A 20,998-nucleotide genomic window follows, 5' to 3' on the forward strand; every position below is an offset into this window, starting at 1 on the left:
GTGTCAGTCACCGAATCTGTCGACTGATACACCGCATTCGCGAGCAAGCCCGCTCCCACATTTGACTGTATTCCGATTCAGAATTTGTATGAGGACATGGCTGTGCGCTCGACCGAAGTTGTGATCATTGGCGCCGGCGCCGCAGGCTTGATGTGTGCGCTGACCGCCGCCGGGCGTGGGCGCAAGGTGATGTTGATCGACCACGCGAACAAGGCCGGCAAAAAGATCCTGATGTCCGGCGGTGGCCGCTGCAACTTCACCAATATGTACACGGAGCCTGCCAACTTCCTCTCCCACAACGCGCACTTCTGCAAGTCCGCCCTGGCCCGCTACACCCAGTGGGATTTCATCGCGCTGGTGGCCAAGCACGGCGTGCCGTACCACGAGAAAAAACTCGGCCAGCTGTTCTGCGACAACAAGTCCAGCGACATCCTCGGGATGCTGTTGGATGAGTGCATCCAGGTCGGCGTGAGCATGCACCTGGACACCTCGGTGCAGGAGATTGCCAAGGTCGATGGCGGCTATCAGTTGCAAACCACCCTGGGTGAGTTGCGCTGCGAATCACTGGTGATCGCCACCGGCGGGCTGTCGATCCCGACCCTGGGGGCCACCGGCTTTGGTTATCAAGTGGCCAAGCAGTTCGGCCATGAACTGCTGCCAACCCGCGCCGGGCTGGTGCCGTTCACCATCACCGACCAGCTCAAGGAATTGTGCGGCGAGCTGTCCGGTACGTCCGTGGATTGCCTGGTGAGCTGCAACGACCAAAGCTTTCGCGAGAACATCCTGTTTACCCACCGCGGCCTGAGCGGGCCGGCGATCCTGCAGATTTCTTCCTACTGGGAACCCGGCGACACGGTGGAAATCAACCTGCTGCCCGACCACGACGCCCACACCTGGCTGCAAGCGCAACAGGTGGAGCGCCCGAACAGCGAGCTGAAAACCCTGCTGGGTGAGATCTTCACCAAGAAGATGGCCAACCTGCTGGCCGAAACCTGGTTCGTTTCCAAGCCGATGAAGCAGTACACCCACGCCGAGATTGCCGACATCGCCGGCAAACTGGGGAGCTGGCAACTGGTGCCGGCGGGTACTGAAGGCTATCGCACCGCCGAGGTCACCCTGGGTGGCGTGGACACCCGGGAGGTTTCGTCCAAGACCATGGAATCCCTGAAAAGCCCCGGTTTGTACTTCATCGGCGAAGTGTTGGATGTGACCGGTCACCTGGGCGGGTTCAATTTCCAGTGGGCGTGGGCTTCCGGATATGCCGCTGCCCAATTTGCCTGACGGAACCCGGTAAAAAATGTGGGAGCGGGCTTGCTCGCGAAGGCGGAGTGTCAGCTAATACATCAGTGACTGATACACCGCCTTCGCGAGCAAGCCCGCTCCCACATTTGGTTCGTGGTGTGCTTGGAAGTAATGACTGGAATAAATTTTGCTCTCAGATGTGATCGCCACGCTTGCCGTGGCGTCATTACTGGCTCAATTTAGCGGCATCGTCCCGGAAGACCCCAGACTTCATGTCATCGACCTCCTTCAAGCAGTCCATGCGGCGCCTTTGGGCACTGGATAAGTTCAGTTACAGCGTACGGGTATTCATCGCCCTGACCGGCAGCATGGCGCTGTGCTGGTACCAGAATGAAATGGCGCTGCTGATCCCGCTGTTCCTGGGCATTATCGCCAGCGCCCTGGCCGAGACCGATGACAACTGGCAGGGCCGGCTCAACGCCCTGGCCGTGACACTGGTGTGCTTCAGCACTGCGGCACTGTCCGTCGAACTGCTTTTCCCTTATCCCTGGATCTTCGCGATCTTCCTGGCTCTGTCCAGCTTCGGCCTGACCATGCTCGGTGCCCTCGGCGAGCGTTATGGGGCGATCGCTTCGGCCACCCTGATTCTCTCGGTCTACACCATGATCGGCGTGGACCAGCGCGGTGGCGCCGTCACCGACTTCTGGCATGAACCCTTGCTGCTGGTGGCCGGCGCCGCGTGGTATGGCGCGCTGTCGGTGTTGTGGCAGGTGTTGTTTTCCAACCAGCCGGTGCAGCAGAGCCTGGCGCGACTGTTTCGCGAGCTGGGGCGTTACCTCAAGCTCAAGTCGTCGCTGTTCGAACCGATCCGCCAACTGGATGTGGAAGCGCGGCGCCTGGAACTGGCGCAGCAGAACGGCCGGGTGGTGGCAGCACTGAACGCCGCCAAAGAGATCATCCTGCACCGGGTCGGCAATGGTCGCCCGGGCTCCAAGGTCAGCCGCTACCTCAAGCTGTACTTCCTGGCCCAGGACATCCACGAGCGCGCCAGCTCCTCGCACTACCCTTACAACGCCCTCGCCGAAGCCTTCTTCCACAGCGACGTGCTGTTCCGCTGCCAGCGCCTGTTGCGCCAGCAAGGCAAGGCCTGCCAGACCCTGGCCGAATCGATCCAGATGCGCCAGCCGTTCGTTTATGACGACAGCTTCGCCGAAGCCCTGGGCGACCTCAACGCCTCCCTGGAACACCTGCGCATCCAGAGCAACCCGGCCTGGCGCGGCCTGCTGCGCTCCCTGCGCGCCCTGGCGGCCAACCTGTCGACCCTGGACCGCCTGCTGGGCGACGCCGCCAACCCCGACAGCCTGGCCGATGCCACCGACAGCAGCCTGCTGGACCGTGCACCGCGCAACCTCAAGGAAATGTGGACACGCCTGCGCACGCAGTTGACGCCGACTTCGTTGCTGTTCCGCCATGCCCTGCGCCTGCCCCTGGCGCTGAGTATCGGCTACTGGATGGTGCACTTGATTCACCCGTCCCAAGGCTATTGGATCATCCTCACCACGCTGTTCGTGTGCCAGCCAAACTACGGCGCCACCCGGCGCAAGCTGGGCCAGCGGATCATCGGCACGGCCATCGGCCTGACCATCGCCTGGGCGCTGTTCGACCTGTTCCCCAACCCGCTGATCCAGTCGATGTTCGCCATTGCCGCCGGCCTGGTGTTCTTTATCAACCGCACCACGCGCTACACCCTGGCGACCGCCGCGATCACGCTGATGGTGCTGTTCTGCTTCAACCAGGTGGGCGACGGCTACGGGCTGTTCCTGCCACGGCTGTTCGATACCTTGCTCGGCAGCCTGATCGCCGGACTGGCGGTGTTCCTGTTCCTGCCGGACTGGCAGGGCCGGCGCCTGAACAAGGTGCTGGCCAATACCCTGACCTGCAACAGCATCTACCTGCGCCAGATCATGCAGCAGTACGCCGCGGGCAAAAGCGACGACCTGGCTTACCGCCTCGCCCGGCGCAATGCCCACAACGCCGACGCCGCGCTGTCCACCACCCTGGCGAACATGCTGATGGAGCCGGGGCATTTCCGTAAGGAAGCGGACGTGGGGTTCAGGTTCCTGGTGCTGTCCCACACGCTGCTCAGCTACCTGTCGGGGCTGGGCGCCCACCGGGAAACCCAACTGCCGGCGGAAGTGCGCGAGCACTTGATCGAAGGCGCCGGGAAGACGCTGGCGGCGAGCATCGACGAGATCGCCACGGGGCTGGCGAACAAGCAGCCGATCGCGATTCAGAGTGATGCCGAGGAAGCCTTGGCAGTGGACCTGGAGCAGATGCCGGATGAGATTGATGAAGGGCAGCGGCTGGTGCAGACGCAATTGGCGCTGATCTGCCGGCAACTGGGGCCGTTGCGCACGTTGGCGGCTCACCTGATCAAAGATACCAGCGAAGCCTGAACCCTCTTCGCGAGCAAGCCCGCTCCCACATTCGGCCGAGTTCCACCTTTGGAATGCGGTCGAATGTGGGAGCGGGCTTGCTCGCGAAGGGGCCATTAGCCTCACTACATCCCGTGCTGCTTCATCAACCGCGCATAACTGCCATCTGCCTTCATCCTGGCAATCTCCCGATCAAACCCGGCAACAATCTGCTGATGCTGAGGGTTTTTCAGACTGACCAGTATGTGCAGGCTGTTTTCACTCAGCGGCACCGGCAAAAACTCCACCGCGTTGCGCACGGTGGCGGACTCCCGAGCCAGATAGTAGCGGGCGACGAATTCGTCCTCCAACGTCAGCCGCACCCGCTGCGCCGCCAGCATGCGCACGGCCATGGCGAAGTTATGCACCGGGACTTTCTGCAATTGCGGATCGGCATCGAACGCCGCTGAATAGGCATAGCCACGCACCACCGCGACAGGGTAGTCGTGCAACTGCTCCAGGTTCTGGTAGTCGATGGGATCGTCGCGGCGCTTGAGAAACAGCACCCGGTTGAGCAGGTATTCGCCGGAAAACTGCCCCAACTGAGTACGCGCATCGTCGTACCAGGCGTTCACCAATACGTCGTAACGCCCATCGCCCACGCCCATCAGCGCCCGCGCCCAGGGCACCTGCTCAAACTCACTGGCGTAGCCGGCACGGGCCAGGGCGGTGGTCACGATGTCGGTGGCCAAACCCCCATTGACCAGGGTGGCGTCAGTGAACGGCGGCCAGGCATCCGCCACCAGTCGCAAGCGTTCTGCCGCCACCGCCTGGGCCAGCAACAACAAACCGATCAAAGCAACGGCACGAGAAAATCGCGGCATGCTCAAGTCCTTGGCGGGCATTCTATGGCCTGACCTCTGGGGCAACCCGAGGATTTAACAGTAGCTCATCAATGAGCCTGTACTGCAGATTACACAAAGACGGCAGCGTCGCACGCAGAGAATGATGGCAAATTGATCTCACTCACAAAAAAACCGCAATTTAGACACTCGCCTCCCGCGCGCTTACTATCCTGACCAGACAATCAGCCGAGAGAACACCATGACAGTCGAATGGGTCTGCAAACACCACAGTGACCTGGGCAAGGAGCAGCTGTACGCCATTTTGCGCCTGCGCTCGGAGGTCTTCGTGGTCGAGCAGAAATGCGTGTACCAGGACATCGACGGCCAGGACCTGGACGGTGATACCCATCACCTGATGGCCTGGGATGATGGTCAACTGCAGGCCTACCTGCGCCTGCTGGATCCTGAATCACAGGGTGGTGATGTGGTGATCGGCCGGGTGATCGTTGCGCCGAGCGCGCGGGGTACCGGGCTGGGCCACCAGATGATGGATGAGGCCCTCAGGCAGGCAGAGAAACAGTGGCCCGACGTGCCGATCTATCTGTCGGCCCAGGCGCATTTGCAGGGGTATTACGGGCGGTACGGGTTTGTGGTGGCGGGTGAGGAATACCTTGAGGATGACATTCCACATATAGGCATGCGCCGGGCATGAGGGCCTCTTCGCGAGCAAGCCCGCTCCCACATTTGACCGAGTTCCACCTTTGGAATGCGGTCGAATGTGGGAGCGGGCTTGCTCGCGAAGGCGTCAGCCCGGTCACCACAAGCCTTCAGGGGTAATCCAACACCTGTTTAATGCTCGCCAGGTTCGCCTCGATCCAGCGCCGATCAATCGCGCCCCAATCACGAATCCGATAGCGCCCGGCATGATTGCGGGCGCCGTCTTCCTGTTCAAACTCACACACGATATCCAGGTCCGCCAACGCCGCAATCGTGTCCTGTGCAGTACGCCGGGGCATGCCCGTCACCTCGGTCAGTGCCGGCACGCTGCTGGCCAGCTGGCTATCAATCAGGTACGCCACATACAGGCGCCGGTAGAAGCTGCTTTTGGTCTTGCTCACATCCATGCTCGATCGCCTTTGAAGGTCAGGGCTTGCCCTGCAGGTCCCGCCAGGTCAGGTACACCCGCAGGTCGAATTCCACCTGATGGTAGCCCGGCAACATGTATTCACAGAGTTTGTAGAACGCCTTGTTGTGGTCCGATTCCTTGAAGTGCGCCAGTTCGTGTACGACGATCATGCGCAGAAATTCCGGCGCGGCTTCCTTGAACAGCGAGGCGATACGGATTTCTTTCTTCGACTTGAGGTTGCCACCCTGCACCCGAGAGATGGTGGTGTGCAGGCCGAGGGCGCGGTGGGTCAGGTCCAGGCGGTTATCGAACAGCACCTTGTCGATGGCCGGGGCGTTGCGCAGGTGTTCCTGCTTCAGGGCCTGGGCGTAGCTGTACAGCGCTTTGTCGCTCTGCACGCCATGCCGCTCGGGGTAGCGCTGGGTCAGGTAGTCGCCCAGTTGGTCCTTGGCAATCAACTGGCGCACTTGCTCCTGCAATGCTGGGGGGTAGGCCTGGAGGTATTTCAGCGCGGTCATGGGGTCAACAACGGGTATTTGAATGGCCGCCAGTGTAGCGAATTCAGCGGGCCGCTGCGCGCAGGCGCCAGTCGGCAATTTCATCCGCGATCAACGGCGGCGCCACCTGCGGGCCCTGGATGAACTGGCAGCCGTTGGCCTTGAGCCACTCAACTTGCTCCTGGGTCTCGACGCCTTCGGCAATCACCAGCAGATCAAAATGCCGGCACAATTCGATAATGCTGCGCGCCATCGCCGCGTCCCGGGATGAACCCGGCAGGCGGGCGATCAGCTTCGGGTCGAGCTTGAGGGTGTCGAATTCCAGGTCCCGCAGGTGGGCCAGGGAGCAGTTGCCCGCGCCGAAGTCATCCAGGGCAATCCGCACGCCGGCCCGGCGCAACAGCTTGAGCTGCTTGGTGGACTCATCCAGATTGTGCATCAGGCTTTCTTCACTGATCTCCACCTCAAGCTGCCGGCCTTGCAACCCATGTCGCTCCAGCACCTGCTGCAGCTGGCTGGCCAGGTTCGGCATATTGAACTGGCTGCTGCTCAAGCTCACGCTCAGGACCAACTCATCGTTGAACACCCCTGCCCATGCCTGCCGCTGGGCGGCCACCTGCTGGTAGATCCAGGTGCTCAACTGGCTGATCAGCCGCGCCTCTTCGAGCAACGGCAGAAACAGCCCCGGCGGCACATCGCCGACACTCGGGTGCTGCCAGCGCAGCAGCGCTTCGACGCCCCGCAGATGGCCGTCGTGCAACGACACCTGCGGCTGGTACACCAGGGTGAAATCCTTGCTGTCGATGGCGCTGCGTACGCTGTCTTCGAGCATCAGGCGCGAGCGGGCCCGGCCGTTCATTTCCTGGTCGTAGTAGCGATATTGCTGACGCCCGGCGCGCTTGGCCTCGTACATCGCGACGTCCGCCGCGCGCAGCAGGCCGTTGAGGTCCGAGCCGCAGTCCGGGAAAGTGGCGATGCCGATACTGACGCCCAGCATCACATCCAGACCGTCGACCTGCTGACAGATCGACACCCGTTCGATCAGTTTTTCCGCAATCTTGGCCGCCTGCTCCGGAAATTCCAGCTCCAGCAGCGCGGTGAATTCATCCCCGCCCATGCGGCCAAGAATGTCGTAGGAGCGCAGGCACGCCTTCAACTGTTCCGAGACCCAGCGCAGCACGCGGTCTCCGGCGTCGTGGCCGAGGGAATCGTTGACCCGCTTGAACCCGTCCAGGTCCAGGTACAGCAGCACCAGCGACTGCTCGTTACGCTCGCTGCGCAACAGCACATTCTCCACCGACTGGTGAAACCCGCGCCGATTGAGCAGGCCCGTCAGCGGGTCGGTGACGGCCTGGAACTCCAGTTGCTGATGCAGATGGCGCACCTCGGACATGTCCAGCACCGTGACCACCATGGCTTTCTGCTCGGCCGGCAGCGGGGCGCACGACATCGCCACGGGCAACTGCTGGCCGGGTGCGGTGCGCAAGATGGCGTCGTGCAGGCGCCAGGTTTCGCCACGTTTGTAGCCTTCATACAAGGCAGAATCGGACCACCCAGGCACATGGGGCTTCTGTAGGAAGCCCAGGAACTCGGCACCCTGGATCTCGGCGACCGGCGCATTGATCAGCCGCGAAATCGCCGGGTTGGCGTAGCTGATCACGCCGTCTTCGCCCACCACCAGGATGCCTTCGGCGGCATTGTCGAGCACAGAGGCATTGAAGGCCCGGGCCGATTCCAGATCGTGACTCAGGCGCTGCAAGGCACGGCGGTTGCGCTGGTGCTCCAGCAGGGCCTGGACCTTGGGCTTGAGGATATTCGGGTCGAAGGGTTTCAGCAGGTAGTCGATCGCGCCGCTGGCATAGCCTTCCAGCATCGCCGCCGGCGATTGGGCGTGAGCGCTGAGAAAGATGATCGGGGTCATTTGTGTGCGTTGGCTGCCGCGCATCAGCCGGGCCACCTCGAACCCGTCCATGCCGGGCATCATCACATCCAGCAACACCAGGTCGACGTCGTGTTCGAGCAGCAATCCCAGGGCTTCCACCCCGGAGGCCGCGGTCACCACATGCCAATCTTCACGCTGCAATAACGCACGCATGCTGATCAGGTTTTCGGGATAGTCATCGACCACCAAAAGCACTGAACAACCATCGCGAGGCTTGATTGGAGCGCATTCCATTGCTGCTTCTCTTTCGTCGGAGTCATTCCGGTCATTTTTGCGACAAAACCGGATAAACAATAAGGGCTCACTCTAGCCCTGGATCCCATAAAGCAGAAGCCACGACGGTGCCATCATTGCGCCAAAGCCCAGACAACCGACTAACGGTCAGTGTCTACAGCCCGCGGTTTATGGGAAACATGGCTTTTTGACATTTCATTGGCGCCAACAATCCGCCACAAAGCCATTAACAATCCATTTCGAGCCACCTATAAAGAAAGTGCCGGCTCCCGAGCCAAGGCCTTCTCTCCCCGTTAAAGGCGTATTCAATGATTGATCTGTCCACCTGGAACCTGAGCATCCCCGTCGGCTCCCCGCCCTCGACCATCGACACGCCGAAACTGCTCAGCGGGTTCAAGGACCAATACTTCCAGGCCGAAGGCAGCAGCGTGCAATTCTGGACCCCGGTGACCGGCACGCGTACCGAGAACGCCGTTTACCCTCGCAGCGAACTGCGGGAAACCTACGCCGACGGCCGCCTGCGCAACTGGCTGTACAGCGACGCCGACAATTTCCTGCGTGCCACGTTGGCGGTCAACAAGGTGCCGTCGTCCGGCAAGGTAGTGATCGGTCAAATCCACGCCTACGAAAGCCAGAAGCCACTGATCAAGGTCGAATACCAATACAAGGAAAAAACCCAGACCGGCAACATCGTCGCCAAGGTGCGCATGCGCCCTGACGAGTCGGAAGGCCGGGTGATCATCGTCGCCGAGAACGTACCGCTGGACCGCGACTTCACCTACGTCATCCACCTGAACAAGGCCGGCCTGCTGAGCGTCGACGCCGCCAACGGGCAATGGAACGAACGCATCGGCGCTGCGTGGGGCAAACAGCCGCTGTACTTCAAGGCCGGCGCCTACGTGCAGGACAACAGCGGCAACAGCAAGGAAGGCGCCCGCGTGACGTTTGCCAAGCTGGACATTGACCACGACTGAAGCTGATTCGCTTCAGCGACCGGTCCCACGACGCTTTAGGACAGAACCGCGACCCAGGGTCTCGACTTTCTTGTAGGACAATCCGAGTATGGCGCCGCGCACGCGCACTACCCCCTACAAGAAAGTCATGGAGACTGCCCAATGCCCTTTTCCCGCACCCTGCTCGCCCTCTCTATGGGCATGGCACTGCTGCAAAACCCGGCCTTCGCCGCCCCGCCCCTCTCGATGGCCGACGGGGTGGCCCAGGTCAATATCCAGGACAGCAACGCCTGGGTCGAAATCAACAAGGTCGCCTTCGAAAACAATATCCGCACCCTGCAAGCCAGCCTCGCTGACAAGTCGAAAATCTGCGCCGTGCTCAAGGCGGATGCCTACGGTCACGGCATCGGTTTACTGATGCCCTCGGTGATCAAACTGGGCGTGCCCTGCGTCGGCATCGCCAGCAACGAAGAAGCCCGCGTGGTCCGTGAAAGCGGCTTCAAGGGCCAACTGATCCGCGTACGCACCGCCGCCCTGAGCGAGCTGGAAGCTGCGTTGCCGTATAACGTCGAAGAGCTGGTGGGCAATCTGGACTTCGCCGTGCGCGCCAGCCTGATCGCCGAAAACCACGGCCGCCCACTGGTCGTGCACCTGGGCCTGAACTCCAGCGGCATGAGCCGCAACGGTGTGGAAATGACCACCGCCCAGGGCCGCCGCGACGCCGTAGCCATTACCAAGGTGCCAAACCTGCAGGTGACGGCGATCATGACCCACTTCGCCGTTGAAGATGCCGCCGACGTGCGCACCGGGCTCAAGGCGTTCAACGAACAAGCCAACTGGCTGATCAGCGTCGCCCAGCTCGACCGCAGCAAAATCACCCTGCACGCCGCCAACTCCTTCGCCACCCTGGAAGTACCCGAGTCGCGGCTGGACATGGTTCGTCCGGGCGGCCTGCTGTTTGGCGATACCGTGCCGTCGTTCACCGAATACAAGCGGGTGATGCAGTTCAAATCCCACGTGGCGTCGGTCAACAGCTACCCGAAAGGCAACACCGTAGGCTACGACCGCACCTACACCCTGGCGCGGGATTCGAAACTGGCGAACATCACCGTGGGTTATTCCGACGGCTATCGCCGGGCGTTTACCAACAAAGGCATCGTGCTGATCAACGGGCACCGGGTGCCGGTGGTGGGCAAGGTGTCGATGAACACCCTGATGGTCGATGTCACCGACGTGCCGACCGTGAAGAGCGGCGATGAAGTGGTGTTGTTCGGCAAGCAGGGCGCGGTGGAGACCAGCCAGGCGGAGGTTGAAGACATCAACGGTGCGTTGCTGGCGGATCTGTATACGGTGTGGGGTAACTCGAATCCGAAGGTGCTGGTGGAGAACTAAGTCTCCTCACATCTCGTAGGCACTGTCCTATGGACCCAAGGATCATTCGGTGATTAACACAATCACTTAAACAACACTTATCCCTGTGGGAGCTGGCGGTGCGACGATTCGACTTGCCCGCGATGGCGGTGTATCAGCCAACTTATTCTTCGACTGGCACACCGCCATCGCGGGCAAGTCGAATCGTCGCACCGCCGGCTCCCACAGGGGTTCTGTGTCCTACAGGGCCGTTGCGGTGAATCGGAGCGCCGCTTATAGTTCGCCCCGTCGCCGGCATTGAACGGCGACAGGGTTTCGCAGCCCTACAGAGTTAATACCGTACCCGTCAAAATACGACATAGGCAGTCCTGCCAATGCTCGGCTTTTTATGGCGGTTGTACGTGGGAGACCTTCGGGTCTGCCGGGTCTTAACTCCTCGGTCTGCGAACCCGCGTACAGCTGCCACCCTATTTGTTTCGCAGCAAACGGTGGCCAATTTTCTTTTGAGTTAAGGATTTGCCATGAAGCCACAACTCCCACCCCGCCGTTTCACCCCCTGCACCGAAACAGCCACCGAATACCCGGTACTCCTGATCGACAGCGATGCACCACTCACGGACCTGCACGCCTGCCTGCGTGAACGCCTCAACGCCGCCCTCGAACACCTCAACTTAATGGCCTGCTCCAGCCTGCCCGATTTTGCGGAGCGTGACCTGAACCACGTAGCCAACACCGCCCGCATCCTGGTGCAGGACGTAAGCGACGTATTCCGCGTCATCGAATACCGCGGCTTCGACACCCCCGCAGCCGCCTGATCAAATTTCGGCCACAAAAAAGCCCGCATCCTGCGGGCGCTTTTTTCTTAAGGGGACAGATTTATTTGTCGAACTATCTGACACTCTCCTACCACTCGGCCCGTGCCCTATCAGTTCACCAAGGAGCCTTGAAGGAGAATTCCCCCGTCACATCACACCACACACGTGAAGCCGAACCCTGTTTTTCCGAGTGCTACACTTTTATCTCTCTACATGGAAGTAGGAGGTCAACATGCCCAGAATGGCACGGCTGGTACTGCCTAATTACCCACACCATGTCGTTCAACGTGGTCATAACAAGCAGGTCGTCTTTGCTGATGCATCAGATTTCGAACACTACCTCACGAACTTGCGGGAACTGAAACGATCGCTGGCAGTAAAGGTGTACGCCTTTTGCCTTATGACCAATCATGTACACCTCTTGCTGGATCCGGGCGATGACCCTATGGCATTAGCCAAGCTAATGAAGGTCTTAGCAGCACGTACGACGCGTTACCGCAACCGACTGGAAGGTCGTACGGGCACGCTTTGGGAAAGTCGATACCGTTCAAGCATTGTTCAGAACGATACCTATCTACTTGCGTGCACCCGATACATCGAACTCAATCCAATCCGTGCCAAGATGGTTGCTCATCCAAGCGACTATCCGTGGTCCAGCTTCAATACACGTTTCAACACGACGACCACGGCTGACTGGCTGGATGAGATCCCTTGTTTTGAAACGTCAGGCCTAGCGCTTGAGGAAAAGCGAGCACGCTACGTCGCCCTTATTGAGCAAGGCATTCCAACATCTGAAATTCAGTTGATCAGGAACGCATTACAACGAGGGCAGTTGACGGGCAATTCAGTTTTTGTAGATGAGATTGAGAAAATTACAGGGTTGCGTATCACCAATCGCGGGCGGGGTAGGCCTTGGTGATTTAAATAAATCTGTCCCCTTTATCCCATCCAAGCGACTATCCGTGGTCCAGCTTCAATACACGTTTCAACACGACGGCTACGGCTGACTGGCTGGATGAGATCCCTTGTTTTGAAACTTCAGGTCTAGCGCCTGAGGAAAAGCGAGCAAGCTACGCCACCCTTATTGAGCAAGGCATTCCAACATCTGAAATTCAGTTGATCAGGAACGCATTACAACGAGGGCAGTTGACGGGCAATTCAGTTTTTGTAGATGAGATTGAGAAAATTACAGGGTTGCGTATCACCAATCGCGGACGTGGTACGCCATGGTGATTTAAATAAATCTGTCCCCTTTATCGTTTAAATAAATCTGTCCCCTTTATCGTTCCGCGGCTTCGACACCCCCGCAGCCGCCTGATCAAATTTCAGCCACATTAGCTGGCATTGCTGCGGGCTTTCTTATTGACGCATGAGCCTTAGTTTAACTTGGTGCCCAACTAAATTTCGTTATATATCTTTTTGAAACCATAGCCAGAAGAAAACAATATAAAAGACTGTAATTTCTCACAGGTTACGCGAACTTATATTGTTCTTATTATTAAATACAAGCGCCATGGAGTGCTGATTGCGGCGCTTTTTTTTAATTAAAACCTAGTGATTTCAACTAAATATACGGAGATTTTATATGGCACAGACACCGGTCATCACATCCCCTTCGAATGGTGCTTCAGGACTTGGGGCAACCCCCAGGATTTTCGGATCTGCAGAGCCTAATCACAGCGTTAATGTTGCTATTACTGACGCTGGCACTGCCACTGTAGTGGGAACTGGCGTTGCCGGACCCACTGGACAATGGGCTTCCGATCTGAGTATTGCACCGGGCAAATGGTATATAATCCAAGCCCAAAGTTACGTGGTTAAGAGCGATCCCAGCACATATTCGGCCTGGAGCGCACCTATAACCATAGCCGGCTAGCACGTTAAGCAACTTCGGCTTAAAAAAACCCGCATTTCTGCGGGTTTTTTCTTTGAAATTTCGAGCTCAATTAACTTTAGCGTTCAACTCACCTTTCAAATACCGCTGGTACATCGCTTCCAACGAGATCGGCTTGATCTTCGAAGCATTACCCGCAGTACCAAACGCCTCATAACGAGCAATACACACATCACGCATCGCTGTCACAGTCGCGCCGAAGAACTTACGCGGGTCAAACTCGCTGGGGTTGGTGGCCATCAGGCGACGCATCGCACCGGTGGAGGCCAGGCGCAGGTCGGTGTCGATGTTGACCTTGCGCACGCCGTACTTGATGCCTTCGACGATTTCTTCAACCGGCACGCCGTAGGTTTCTTTGATGTCGCCGCCGTACTGGTTGATGATCGCCAGCCACTCTTGCGGTACCGAGGAAGAACCGTGCATCACCAGGTGGGTGTTCGGGATGCGCTTGTGGATTTCCTTGATGCGGTCGATGGCCAACACGTCGCCGGTAGGTGGCTTGGTGAATTTGTAGGCGCCGTGGCTGGTGCCGATGGCGATGGCCAGGGCGTCAACTTGGGTCTTTTTCACGAAGTCGGCGGCTTCTTCCGGATCGGTCAGCATTTGGCTGTGATCCAGTACGCCTTCGGCGCCGATACCGTCTTCTTCACCGGCCATGCCGGTTTCGAGGGAACCCAGGCAGCCCAGCTCGCCTTCAACCGAAACGCCACAGGCGTGAGCCATGGCCACGGTTTGTTGGGTGACGCGTACGTTGTATTCGTAGTCGGTCGGGGTCTTGCCGTCTTCGCCCAGGGAACCGTCCATCATTACCGAGCTGAAGCCCAGCTGGATGGAGCGCTGGCACACGTCAGGGCTGGTGCCGTGGTCCTGGTGCATGCACACCGGGATGTGCGGGAATTCTTCGATCGCGGCGAGGATCAGGTGACGCAGGAACGGGGCACCGGCGTATTTGCGCGCGCCGGCCGAAGCCTGGACGATCACTGGAGAGTCAGTCTTGTCAGCGGCTTCCATAATGGCGCGCATCTGCTCAAGGTTGTTGACGTTGAAGGCTGGAACGCCATAGCCGAATTCGGCTGCGTGGTCCAACATCTGGCGCATGCTGATAAGTGCCATTGTGAGTCTCTCTCCCGGTCGAGGGTCGTTAATCGTGCAAGCCTGCCGTAGCGGCGGCTGCTATTCAAGTTATTGAAGGTCAGGCTTTCAAAGCCTGCCCTGCTTAATCGTTAAACCTGTCTGTAGGAGCCGGCTTGCCGGCGATGGCGGCTGACGCTATCGCCGGCAAGCCGGCTCCTACAGGTGATCGCGGCGTGTTATTGCGCTTTACAGCCGCGCCCGATCAAATCATCGGTGGCAACCCAGTAAACCAGGCCTTCCTCACCTTTTGTGTGAAACGCCAACTGGCCGTCGCTGTACAGCACGCCCGAGGCCGCCACGTCCTGCTTGAGGCGATACACCTGGTCCGAGCCGCCGAGGCGCACATCCACCTGGGTGCGGGCCTGGTCGGCAAACCGCCAGTTGACTTGCGCCTGGCTGTCACACGTCCAGGTGGTCCACTTGTCTGCCGGCTCTGCCTTCTTGTCGAACATGTTCAGGTTGGTGCATCCGGCCAATAACGCCAGTGCCGCCAGGGCGAAAACGCCTTTCATTGCCAATCCTCAAGCGGCGACCTGCGGCCACCGCTGCTGTCGGTTAGTGAATCAGACCCGTCAAGGGCAACCCTGTTCCTGACCGTTGGGCGCAGAGTCGTATTTCTCCAACCCGTCCGGCCCGATGCGCTTGTTGATCACCGGCATGGTTTCGGCTTGCCAGTCAGCCTGGTAGCAACTCTTTTGCCGCGCCGCCCCGGCCTTTTCAGACTCGGGCGCCGCTTTCGGCGTGCTGCCGCAGCCGGCCAGCAGGCCCGCTGCAATCACCAGTGCCAACGACCTGATCATCGGAATGCTCCTTTTCCTCAGCAAGTGCCTTATCCCTTGGCCCGGCTTTCCAGCACTTCGACAGCCGGCAGTACCTTGCCTTCAACGAATTCGAGGAACGCCCCACCCCCCGTAGAAATGTAGGAGATCTGGTCAGCAACGCCATATTTATCGATGGCCGCCAGGGTGTCGCCACCGCCAGCGATGGAAAATGCCGAGCTTTCAGCGATGGCATGGGCCAGCACTTTGGTGCCGTTGCCGAACTGGTCGAACTCGAACACGCCGACCGGGCCGTTCCACAGGATGGTCTTGGACGACTTCAGCAGTTCAGCGAAGTTGGCTGCCGTTTGCGGGCCGATGTCCAGGATCATGTCGTCAGCGGCAACGTCAGCGATCAGCTTGACGGTGGCTTCGGCGCTTTCAGCGAATTCCTTGGCCACCACCACGTCTACCGGCAGCGGCACGCTGACCTTGGCGGCAATGGCGCGGGCGGTTTCCAGCAGGTCCGGCTCGTACAGCGATTTGCCCACCGGGTGACCGGCAGCCGCCAGGAAGGTGTTGGCAATGCCGCCGCCGACGATCAGCTGGTTGCAGATCTGGCTCAGGCTGTTCAGCACGTCGAGCTTGGTGGACACCTTGGAGCCGGCAACGATGGCCGCCATCGGTTGGGCCGGAGCGCCGAGGGCCTTGCCCAGTGCGTCCAGTTCAGCCGCCAGCAACGGGCCAGCTGCGGCAACTTTGGCAAACTTGGCCACGCCGTGGGTCGAACCCTCGGCACGGTGCGCGGTGCCGAAGGCGTCCATCACGAACACGTCGCACAGGGCAGCGTATTGCTGGGCCAGTTCGTCGCTGTTCTTTTTCTCGCCCTTGTTGAAGCGCACGTTTTCGAACAGCACGATGTCGCCAGCCTTCACGTCCACACCGTTCAGGTAGTCGGCTACCAACGGCACGTCGCGGCCCAGGGCCTTGCTCAAATATTCAGCTACAGGCTTGAGGCTGTTTTCTGCCGAGAATTCACCTTCGGTCGGACGACCCAAGTGGGAGCAGACCATCACGGCCGCGCCTTTTTCCAGGGCCAGCTTGATGGTCGGCAGCGAGGCCAGGATTCGCGCATCGCTGGTGACAACACCGTCCTTGACTGGGACGTTGAGGTCTTCGCGGATCAGTACGCGCTTACCTTGCAGATCGAGGTCGGTCATCTTCAACACGGTCATGGGGGGCAATTCCTGAGAGCTAAAGTTGTGGAGAGGCTGTTTGCAGATAGTGTTCTGCAACGTCCAGCATTCGGTTGGCAAAACCCCATTCGTTGTCGAACCAAGCCAGGATGTTCACCAGCCGTGGGCCGGAAACGCGGGTCTGGCTGGCATCGACGATGGCCGAATGCGGGTCGTGGTTGAAATCACAGCTGGCGTGCGGCAACTCGGTGTAGGCCAACAGGCCTTTGAGCGGGCCGCTGGTGGCGGCGTCGCGCAGGATCCGGTTGACTTCGCCGGCATCGGTGTCGCTGACGGTTTGCATGGTGATGTCCAGGCAAGACACATTCACCGTCGGTACCCGTACGGCTTTGGCCTGGATTCGCCCGGCAAGTTCCGGCAACAGTCGCTCGATACCGCGCGCCAGGCCGGTGGACACCGGAATCACCGACTGAAACGCCGAACGCGTACGGCGCAGGTCTTCATGGTGGTAAGCGTCAATCACCGGCTGATCGTTCATTGCCGAGTGAATGGTGGTGATCGACACGTATTCCAGGCCAATCGCCTGGTCCAGCAGGCGCAACAGCGGCACGCCGCAGTTGGTGGTGCAGGAGGCGTTGGACACCAGCAATTCGGCACCGGTCAGGCAATCCTGGTTCACGCCGTAGACGATGGTGGCGTCGACATCCGCCTCGCTGGCCATCGGCTGGGAAAACAGGACCCGTGGTGCGCCGGCGTCGAGAAACCGCTGGCCGTCGGCACGGGTGTGATAGGCACCGGAGCATTCCAGCACCAGGTCGACGTCCAGCGCCGCCCAGTCGATGCCCTCAGGGGTGGCACTGCGCAGGACCTTCACGCAGTTGCCATTAATATGCAGACAATCGTCCTCGACCCGCACTTCGCCGGGGAACCGGCCGTGGGTGGAGTCAAAGCGTGTCAGGTATTCGATGCTGGCCATGTCCGCCAGATCGTTGATCGCGACAATTTCAAACCCGGCCGCCGGCCCTCGCTCGAACAGAGCACGCAAGACGCAACGACCAATCCGGCCGTAGCCGTTGAGTGCAACTTTGTAGGGACGCGGTTGAGGCATGGGGTTCTCGCATTGTGGGCGACACAAACCTTTGCAGGAACTCGCTTGTGTGGCGAGGGAGCTTGCTCCCGCTGGAGTGCGAAGCACTCCCAGACCGGCTGACGAGGTGTACCTGACACATCTCGATCGCACGGCTTGGGGCCGCTTCGCAGCCCAGCGGGAGCAAGCTCCCTCGCCACAACAAGCTCGCTCCTACAAGGGGACGCGCTTTAGTCTTCCAGCAGCTCTTCAGCCTGACCCAGGATGTTTTCCAGGGTGAAACCGAACTCTTCGAACAACGCTGGCGCCGGCGCCGACTCACCGTAGGTGGTCATGCCGATCACGCGACCTTCCAGGCCCACGTACTTGTACCAGTAGTCGGCGTGAGCCGCTTCGATGGCGATACGTGCGCTGACCTGCAACGGCAACACCGATTGCTTGTAGTCGGCGTCCTGGGCTTCGAAGACGCTGGTGCACGGCATGGAAACCACACGCACGTTGCGACCGGCGGCAGTCAGCTTGTCGTAAGCCTGAACCGCCAGGCCCACTTCGGAACCGGTGGAGATCAGGATCAGCTCCGGCTCGCCGATGCAGTCTTTCAGCACGTAGCCACCACGGCTGATGCCTTCGATCTGCGCCGCGTCGCGGGTTTGGTGCTGCAGGTTCTGACGGGAGAAGATCAGCGCCGAAGGGCCGTCCTTGCGCTCGATCGCGTGCTTCCAGGCCACAGCCGACTCGACTGCGTCCGATGGGCGCCAGGTGTCCAGGTTCGGCGTGGTGCGCAGGCTGGTCAATTGCTCGACCGGCTGGTGCGTCGGGCCGTCTTCGCCCAGGCCGATGGAGTCGTGGGTGTAGACGAAGATCACACGCTTCTTCATCAACGACGCCATGCGTACGGCGTTGCGCGCGTATTCCATGAACATCAGGAAGGTCGCGCCGTAAGGCACCAGGCCGCCGTGCAGGGCGACGCCGTTCATGATGGCGCTCATGCCGAACTCGCGCACGCCGTAGTACATGTAGTTGCCGCTGGCGTCTTCCGCCGAGACACCTTTGCAACCTTTCCACAGGGTCAGGTTGGAACCGGCCAGGTCAGCCGAACCGCCGAGGAACTCAGGCAGCAGCGGGCCGAACGCGTTCAGGGTGTTCTGGCTGGCTTTACGGCTGGCGATGGTTTCGCCCTTGGCCGCCACTTCGGCAATGTAGGCCGAGGCCTTTTCAGCGAAGTCGGCAGGCAGGTCACCGGCCAGGCGGCGAACCAGTTCGTTGGCCAACTCAGGGAATTCGGCGGAGTAGGCCGCGAAACGCTGGTCCCACTCGGCTTCGACCGCCAGGCCGGCTTCCTTGGCGTTCCACTCGGCGTAGATGTCAGCCGGGATTTCGAACGGGCCGTGGTTCCACTTCAGCGCAGCGCGGGTCAGGGCGATTTCCGCGTCACCCAGTGGGGCGCCGTGGCAGTCTTCCTTGCCTTGCTTGTTCGGCGAACCGAAGCCGATGGTGGTCTTGCAGCAGATCAGGGTCGGCTGCTCGCTCTTGCGGGCGGTGTCGATGGCGGTCTTGATCTCTTCAGGATCGTGGCCGTCGACGTTGCGGATCACCTGCCAGTTGTAGGCTTCGAAACGCTTAGGCGTGTCGTCGGTGAACCAGCCTTCGACTTCGCCGTCGATGGAGATGCCGTTGTCATCGTAGAAGGCGATCAGCTTGCCCAGGCCCAGGGTACCGGCCAGGGAGGCGACTTCGTGGGAAATGCCTTCCATCATGCAGCCATCACCGAGGAACACGTAGGTGTGGTGGTCGACAATGTTGTGGTTCGGGCGGTTGAACTGCGCAGCCAGCACTTTTTCAGCCAGGGCAAAACCCACGGCGTTGGCCAGGCCCTGGCCCAGTGGACCGGTGGTGGTCTCAACGCCAGGGGTGTAGCCGTATTCCGGGTGGCCCGGGGTGCGGCTGTGGATCTGGCGGAAGTTTTTCAGGTCGTCGATGGTGACGTCGTAGCCGGTCAGGTGCAGCAACGAGTAGATCAGCATCGAGCCGTGGCCGTTGGACAGGATGAACCGGTCACGGTCGGCGAACGACGGGTTGCTCGGGTTGTGTTTCAGGTAGTCACGCCAAAGTACCTCGGCGATATCCGCCATGCCCATCGGGGCACCGGGATGGCCGCTGTTGGCTTTTTGCACGGCATCCATGCTGAGGGCACGAATGGCGTTGGCACGCTCACGACGGCTGGGCATCGCTGATCTCCTGGAGGTTGAATAAAAGAAACGGAAAAAAGGATCGGCATTTTCCCTCAGCCACGGCCCTCGGGGCAATCACAGATAGTCACTTGGGGGTGTTTTTCCTGCGGATTGACTGGAGAAACCGCCCCCCGCTTCGTCCATGGGTTATAGCGGCTGCTTATAACCACCGATTATCGACCAATATCAAAACTTTTTGATATTGCCCTTGCGGGGTTTTCCCACCGTCACTAGACTGCTGGCCTTATGAACCTGAGCGCACCTTCCATTCGACCCGACGACAGCGACGAGCTGGCGGCCCTGTGCAAGGCCGGTGGCGATCCGTTGCGCCTGAATGTGTTGCGCGCGCTGACCAACGATTCGTTCGGGGTGCTGGAGCTGGCGCAGATCTTCGCCATCGGCCAATCCGGCATGAGCCACCACTTGAAGGTACTGGCCCAGGCCGACCTGGTGGCGACCCGCCGCGAGGGCAATGCGATTTTTTACCGTCGCGCCCTGCCCCACACCGAGCAACTGGGCGGCAAGCTGCACGCCGCTCTGCTCGAAGAAATAGACAGCCTGGCGCTGCCGGCTGACGTGCAGTCGCGCATCAGCCAGGTGCACGGGCAACGTGCTGCCGCCAGCCAGGACTTTTTCTCACGGGTAGCCGAGAAGTTTCGCGCCCAGCAGGATCTGATCGCCGGCTTGGCGCAATACCGCGAAAGCGTGCTGGCACTTTTGGACAAGCTGAGCTTCAGTGATGAGGCTACGGCGGTCGAAGTGGGCCCGGGTGATGGCGGCTTCCTGCCGGAGCTGGCGCGGCGCTTTCATCAGGTCACGGCGCTGGACAACAGCCCGGCGATGCTGGAGCTGGCCCGCCAATTGTGTGAGCGCGAAGCGCTGGGCAATGTCCACCTGCAGTTGGCGGACGCCCTGAATGACACCAGCCTGCGGGCCGATTGCGTGGTGCTGAACATGGTCCTGCACCATTTCGCCGCCCCGGCAGACGCCCTCAGGCAGATGGCGAATTTGCTGCAACCAGGCGGCAGCCTGTTGGTCACGGATTTATGCAGCCACAACCAGAGTTGGGCCAGGGAAGCCTGCGGTGATCTCTGGCTGGGTTTTGAACAGGACGATCTGGCCCGTTGGGCCACCGCTGCGGGACTCGTTCCCGGGGAAAGCCTCTATGTAGGTTTACGTAATGGTTTCCAGATTCAGGTCCGCCATTTTCAGCGGCCGGCTGGCGACACTCACCATCGGTAAATATCAGGAAAACATCG

At 60.1% G+C, this 20,998-nt stretch carries 18 protein-coding genes; 8 read left to right on the forward strand and 10 right to left on the reverse strand.

What is annotated here, in order from left to right:
- Positions 1-102 precede the first annotated feature (102 nt).
- Both QF039_RS27120 and yccS read left to right on the forward strand, forming a co-directional pair.
- The gene (locus tag QF039_RS27120; protein ID WP_102604416.1) at positions 103-1,281 is read left to right on the forward strand and encodes an NAD(P)/FAD-dependent oxidoreductase; all 1,179 of its coding nucleotides are present in this window, start codon (positions 103-105) and stop codon (positions 1,279-1,281) included.
- 233 nt (positions 1,282-1,514) lie between these two features.
- Positions 1,515-3,698, forward strand: a complete 2,184-nt coding sequence (gene yccS, locus QF039_RS27125) for a YccS family putative transporter (RefSeq protein ID WP_003216889.1) — start codon at positions 1,515-1,517, stop codon at positions 3,696-3,698.
- A 104-nt stretch (positions 3,699-3,802) separates the two neighbouring features.
- Here yccS and QF039_RS27130 read toward each other — a convergent pair whose 3' ends face one another.
- Positions 3,803-4,540 carry an ABC transporter substrate-binding protein gene (locus QF039_RS27130; protein WP_102370074.1) on the reverse strand — a complete coding sequence of 246 codons (738 nt, stop codon included), beginning with the start codon at positions 4,538-4,540 and terminating at the stop codon, positions 3,803-3,805.
- Positions 4,541-4,760: 220 nt separating this feature from the next.
- Between QF039_RS27130 and QF039_RS27135 the strand changes: the two genes are divergently transcribed.
- A complete protein-coding gene (locus tag QF039_RS27135) occupies positions 4,761-5,213 on the forward strand; it encodes a GNAT family N-acetyltransferase (protein WP_003216885.1) in 453 nt (150 codons plus the stop codon).
- 115 nt (positions 5,214-5,328) lie between these two features.
- On the opposite strand, the gene QF039_RS27140 is transcribed toward QF039_RS27135, so the two are convergent.
- Genes QF039_RS27140 through QF039_RS27150 form a run of 3 tightly spaced genes read right to left on the reverse strand, consistent with a single transcriptional unit; the run spans position 5,329 to position 8,300 of the window.
- Positions 5,329-5,625, reverse strand: coding sequence for a helix-turn-helix domain-containing protein (locus QF039_RS27140; RefSeq protein ID WP_003216883.1), 297 nt, complete (start codon positions 5,623-5,625; stop codon positions 5,329-5,331).
- A gap of 19 nt (positions 5,626-5,644) precedes the next feature.
- Positions 5,645-6,145 carry a M48 family metallopeptidase gene (locus tag QF039_RS27145; RefSeq protein ID WP_003216881.1) on the reverse strand — a complete coding sequence of 167 codons (501 nt, stop codon included), beginning with the start codon at positions 6,143-6,145 and terminating at the stop codon, positions 5,645-5,647.
- A 43-nt stretch (positions 6,146-6,188) separates the two neighbouring features.
- On the reverse strand, positions 6,189-8,300 hold the full coding sequence (locus QF039_RS27150; RefSeq protein ID WP_178911868.1) for a bifunctional diguanylate cyclase/phosphodiesterase: 2,112 nt from the start codon (positions 8,298-8,300) through the stop codon (positions 6,189-6,191).
- A gap of 308 nt (positions 8,301-8,608) precedes the next feature.
- Between QF039_RS27150 and QF039_RS27155 the strand changes: the two genes are divergently transcribed.
- From QF039_RS27155 to QF039_RS27170, 4 genes are all read left to right on the forward strand, one after another.
- Complete coding sequence (locus QF039_RS27155) at positions 8,609-9,274, forward strand: polysaccharide lyase family 7 protein (RefSeq protein WP_003216876.1); 666 nt, start codon at positions 8,609-8,611, stop codon at positions 9,272-9,274.
- A gap of 141 nt (positions 9,275-9,415) precedes the next feature.
- Entirely contained in the window at positions 9,416-10,645 is a 1,230-nt protein-coding gene (gene alr / locus QF039_RS27160; RefSeq protein ID WP_134327449.1) for an alanine racemase, read from the forward strand.
- A gap of 500 nt (positions 10,646-11,145) precedes the next feature.
- A complete protein-coding gene (locus QF039_RS27165) occupies positions 11,146-11,439 on the forward strand; it encodes a hypothetical protein (protein ID WP_008434070.1) in 294 nt (97 codons plus the stop codon).
- A 232-nt stretch (positions 11,440-11,671) separates the two neighbouring features.
- Positions 11,672-12,358: a transposase gene (locus tag QF039_RS27170; protein WP_307521623.1), complete on the forward strand. Its 687-nt coding sequence runs from the start codon at positions 11,672-11,674 to the stop codon at positions 12,356-12,358.
- A 1,023-nt stretch (positions 12,359-13,381) separates the two neighbouring features.
- On the opposite strand, the gene fba is transcribed toward QF039_RS27170, so the two are convergent.
- The 6 genes from fba to tkt all read right to left on the reverse strand — a co-directional run bounded on the left by fba (position 13,382) and on the right by tkt (position 19,736).
- Positions 13,382-14,446 carry a class II fructose-bisphosphate aldolase gene (gene fba / locus QF039_RS27175; protein ID WP_003177554.1) on the reverse strand — a complete coding sequence of 355 codons (1,065 nt, stop codon included), beginning with the start codon at positions 14,444-14,446 and terminating at the stop codon, positions 13,382-13,384.
- A gap of 197 nt (positions 14,447-14,643) precedes the next feature.
- Complete coding sequence (locus QF039_RS27180; RefSeq protein WP_003216869.1) at positions 14,644-14,979, reverse strand: MliC family protein; 336 nt, start codon at positions 14,977-14,979, stop codon at positions 14,644-14,646.
- A 60-nt stretch (positions 14,980-15,039) separates the two neighbouring features.
- Positions 15,040-15,267, reverse strand: a complete 228-nt coding sequence (locus tag QF039_RS27185) for a hypothetical protein (protein WP_008434073.1) — start codon at positions 15,265-15,267, stop codon at positions 15,040-15,042.
- A 29-nt stretch (positions 15,268-15,296) separates the two neighbouring features.
- The gene (locus QF039_RS27190; RefSeq protein WP_008434075.1) at positions 15,297-16,460 is read right to left on the reverse strand and encodes a phosphoglycerate kinase; all 1,164 of its coding nucleotides are present in this window, start codon (positions 16,458-16,460) and stop codon (positions 15,297-15,299) included.
- 19 nt (positions 16,461-16,479) lie between these two features.
- Positions 16,480-17,529 (reverse strand): erythrose-4-phosphate dehydrogenase, encoded by a 1,050-nt coding sequence (gene epd, locus QF039_RS27195; protein ID WP_008434077.1) that lies wholly within the window; start codon positions 17,527-17,529, stop codon positions 16,480-16,482.
- Between the two features lie 209 nt (positions 17,530-17,738).
- Entirely contained in the window at positions 17,739-19,736 is a 1,998-nt protein-coding gene (gene tkt, locus QF039_RS27200; protein WP_102370080.1) for a transketolase, read from the reverse strand.
- Positions 19,737-19,985: 249 nt separating this feature from the next.
- Between tkt and QF039_RS27205 the strand changes: the two genes are divergently transcribed.
- Positions 19,986-20,981, forward strand: coding sequence for a metalloregulator ArsR/SmtB family transcription factor (locus tag QF039_RS27205; RefSeq protein ID WP_003216864.1), 996 nt, complete (start codon positions 19,986-19,988; stop codon positions 20,979-20,981).
- The last annotated feature ends 17 nt before the right edge of the window (positions 20,982-20,998 follow it).

It is taken from the genome of Pseudomonas sp. W2I6, from assembly GCF_030815935.1.
In the GTDB taxonomy this organism is placed as follows: domain Bacteria; phylum Pseudomonadota; class Gammaproteobacteria; order Pseudomonadales; family Pseudomonadaceae; genus Aquipseudomonas.

What these genes read in the sequence shown, in the direction of transcription:
- yccS (WP_003216889.1), top strand. Translation starts at nt 1,515, where the DNA reads ATGTCATCGACCTCCTTCAAGCAGTCCATGCGGCGCCTTTGGGCACTG.
- QF039_RS27130 (WP_102370074.1), bottom strand. Translation starts at nt 4,540, where the DNA reads ATGCCGCGATTTTCTCGTGCCGTTGCTTTGATCGGTTTGTTGTTGCTG.
- QF039_RS27135 (WP_003216885.1), top strand. Translation starts at nt 4,761, where the DNA reads ATGACAGTCGAATGGGTCTGCAAACACCACAGTGACCTGGGCAAGGAG.
- QF039_RS27140 (WP_003216883.1), bottom strand. Translation starts at nt 5,625, where the DNA reads ATGGATGTGAGCAAGACCAAAAGCAGCTTCTACCGGCGCCTGTATGTG.
- QF039_RS27145 (WP_003216881.1), bottom strand. Translation starts at nt 6,145, where the DNA reads ATGACCGCGCTGAAATACCTCCAGGCCTACCCCCCAGCATTGCAGGAG.
- QF039_RS27150 (WP_178911868.1), bottom strand. Translation starts at nt 8,300, where the DNA reads ATGGAATGCGCTCCAATCAAGCCTCGCGATGGTTGTTCAGTGCTTTTG.
- QF039_RS27155 (WP_003216876.1), top strand. Translation starts at nt 8,609, where the DNA reads ATGATTGATCTGTCCACCTGGAACCTGAGCATCCCCGTCGGCTCCCCG.
- alr (WP_134327449.1), top strand. Translation starts at nt 9,416, where the DNA reads ATGCCCTTTTCCCGCACCCTGCTCGCCCTCTCTATGGGCATGGCACTG.
- QF039_RS27165 (WP_008434070.1), top strand. Translation starts at nt 11,146, where the DNA reads ATGAAGCCACAACTCCCACCCCGCCGTTTCACCCCCTGCACCGAAACA.
- QF039_RS27170 (WP_307521623.1), top strand. Translation starts at nt 11,672, where the DNA reads ATGCCCAGAATGGCACGGCTGGTACTGCCTAATTACCCACACCATGTC.
- fba (WP_003177554.1), bottom strand. Translation starts at nt 14,446, where the DNA reads ATGGCACTTATCAGCATGCGCCAGATGTTGGACCACGCAGCCGAATTC.
- QF039_RS27180 (WP_003216869.1), bottom strand. Translation starts at nt 14,979, where the DNA reads ATGAAAGGCGTTTTCGCCCTGGCGGCACTGGCGTTATTGGCCGGATGC.
- QF039_RS27185 (WP_008434073.1), bottom strand. Translation starts at nt 15,267, where the DNA reads ATGATCAGGTCGTTGGCACTGGTGATTGCAGCGGGCCTGCTGGCCGGC.
- QF039_RS27190 (WP_008434075.1), bottom strand. Translation starts at nt 16,460, where the DNA reads ATGACCGTGTTGAAGATGACCGACCTCGATCTGCAAGGTAAGCGCGTA.
- epd (WP_008434077.1), bottom strand. Translation starts at nt 17,529, where the DNA reads ATGCCTCAACCGCGTCCCTACAAAGTTGCACTCAACGGCTACGGCCGG.
- tkt (WP_102370080.1), bottom strand. Translation starts at nt 19,736, where the DNA reads ATGCCCAGCCGTCGTGAGCGTGCCAACGCCATTCGTGCCCTCAGCATG.
- QF039_RS27205 (WP_003216864.1), top strand. Translation starts at nt 19,986, where the DNA reads ATGAACCTGAGCGCACCTTCCATTCGACCCGACGACAGCGACGAGCTG.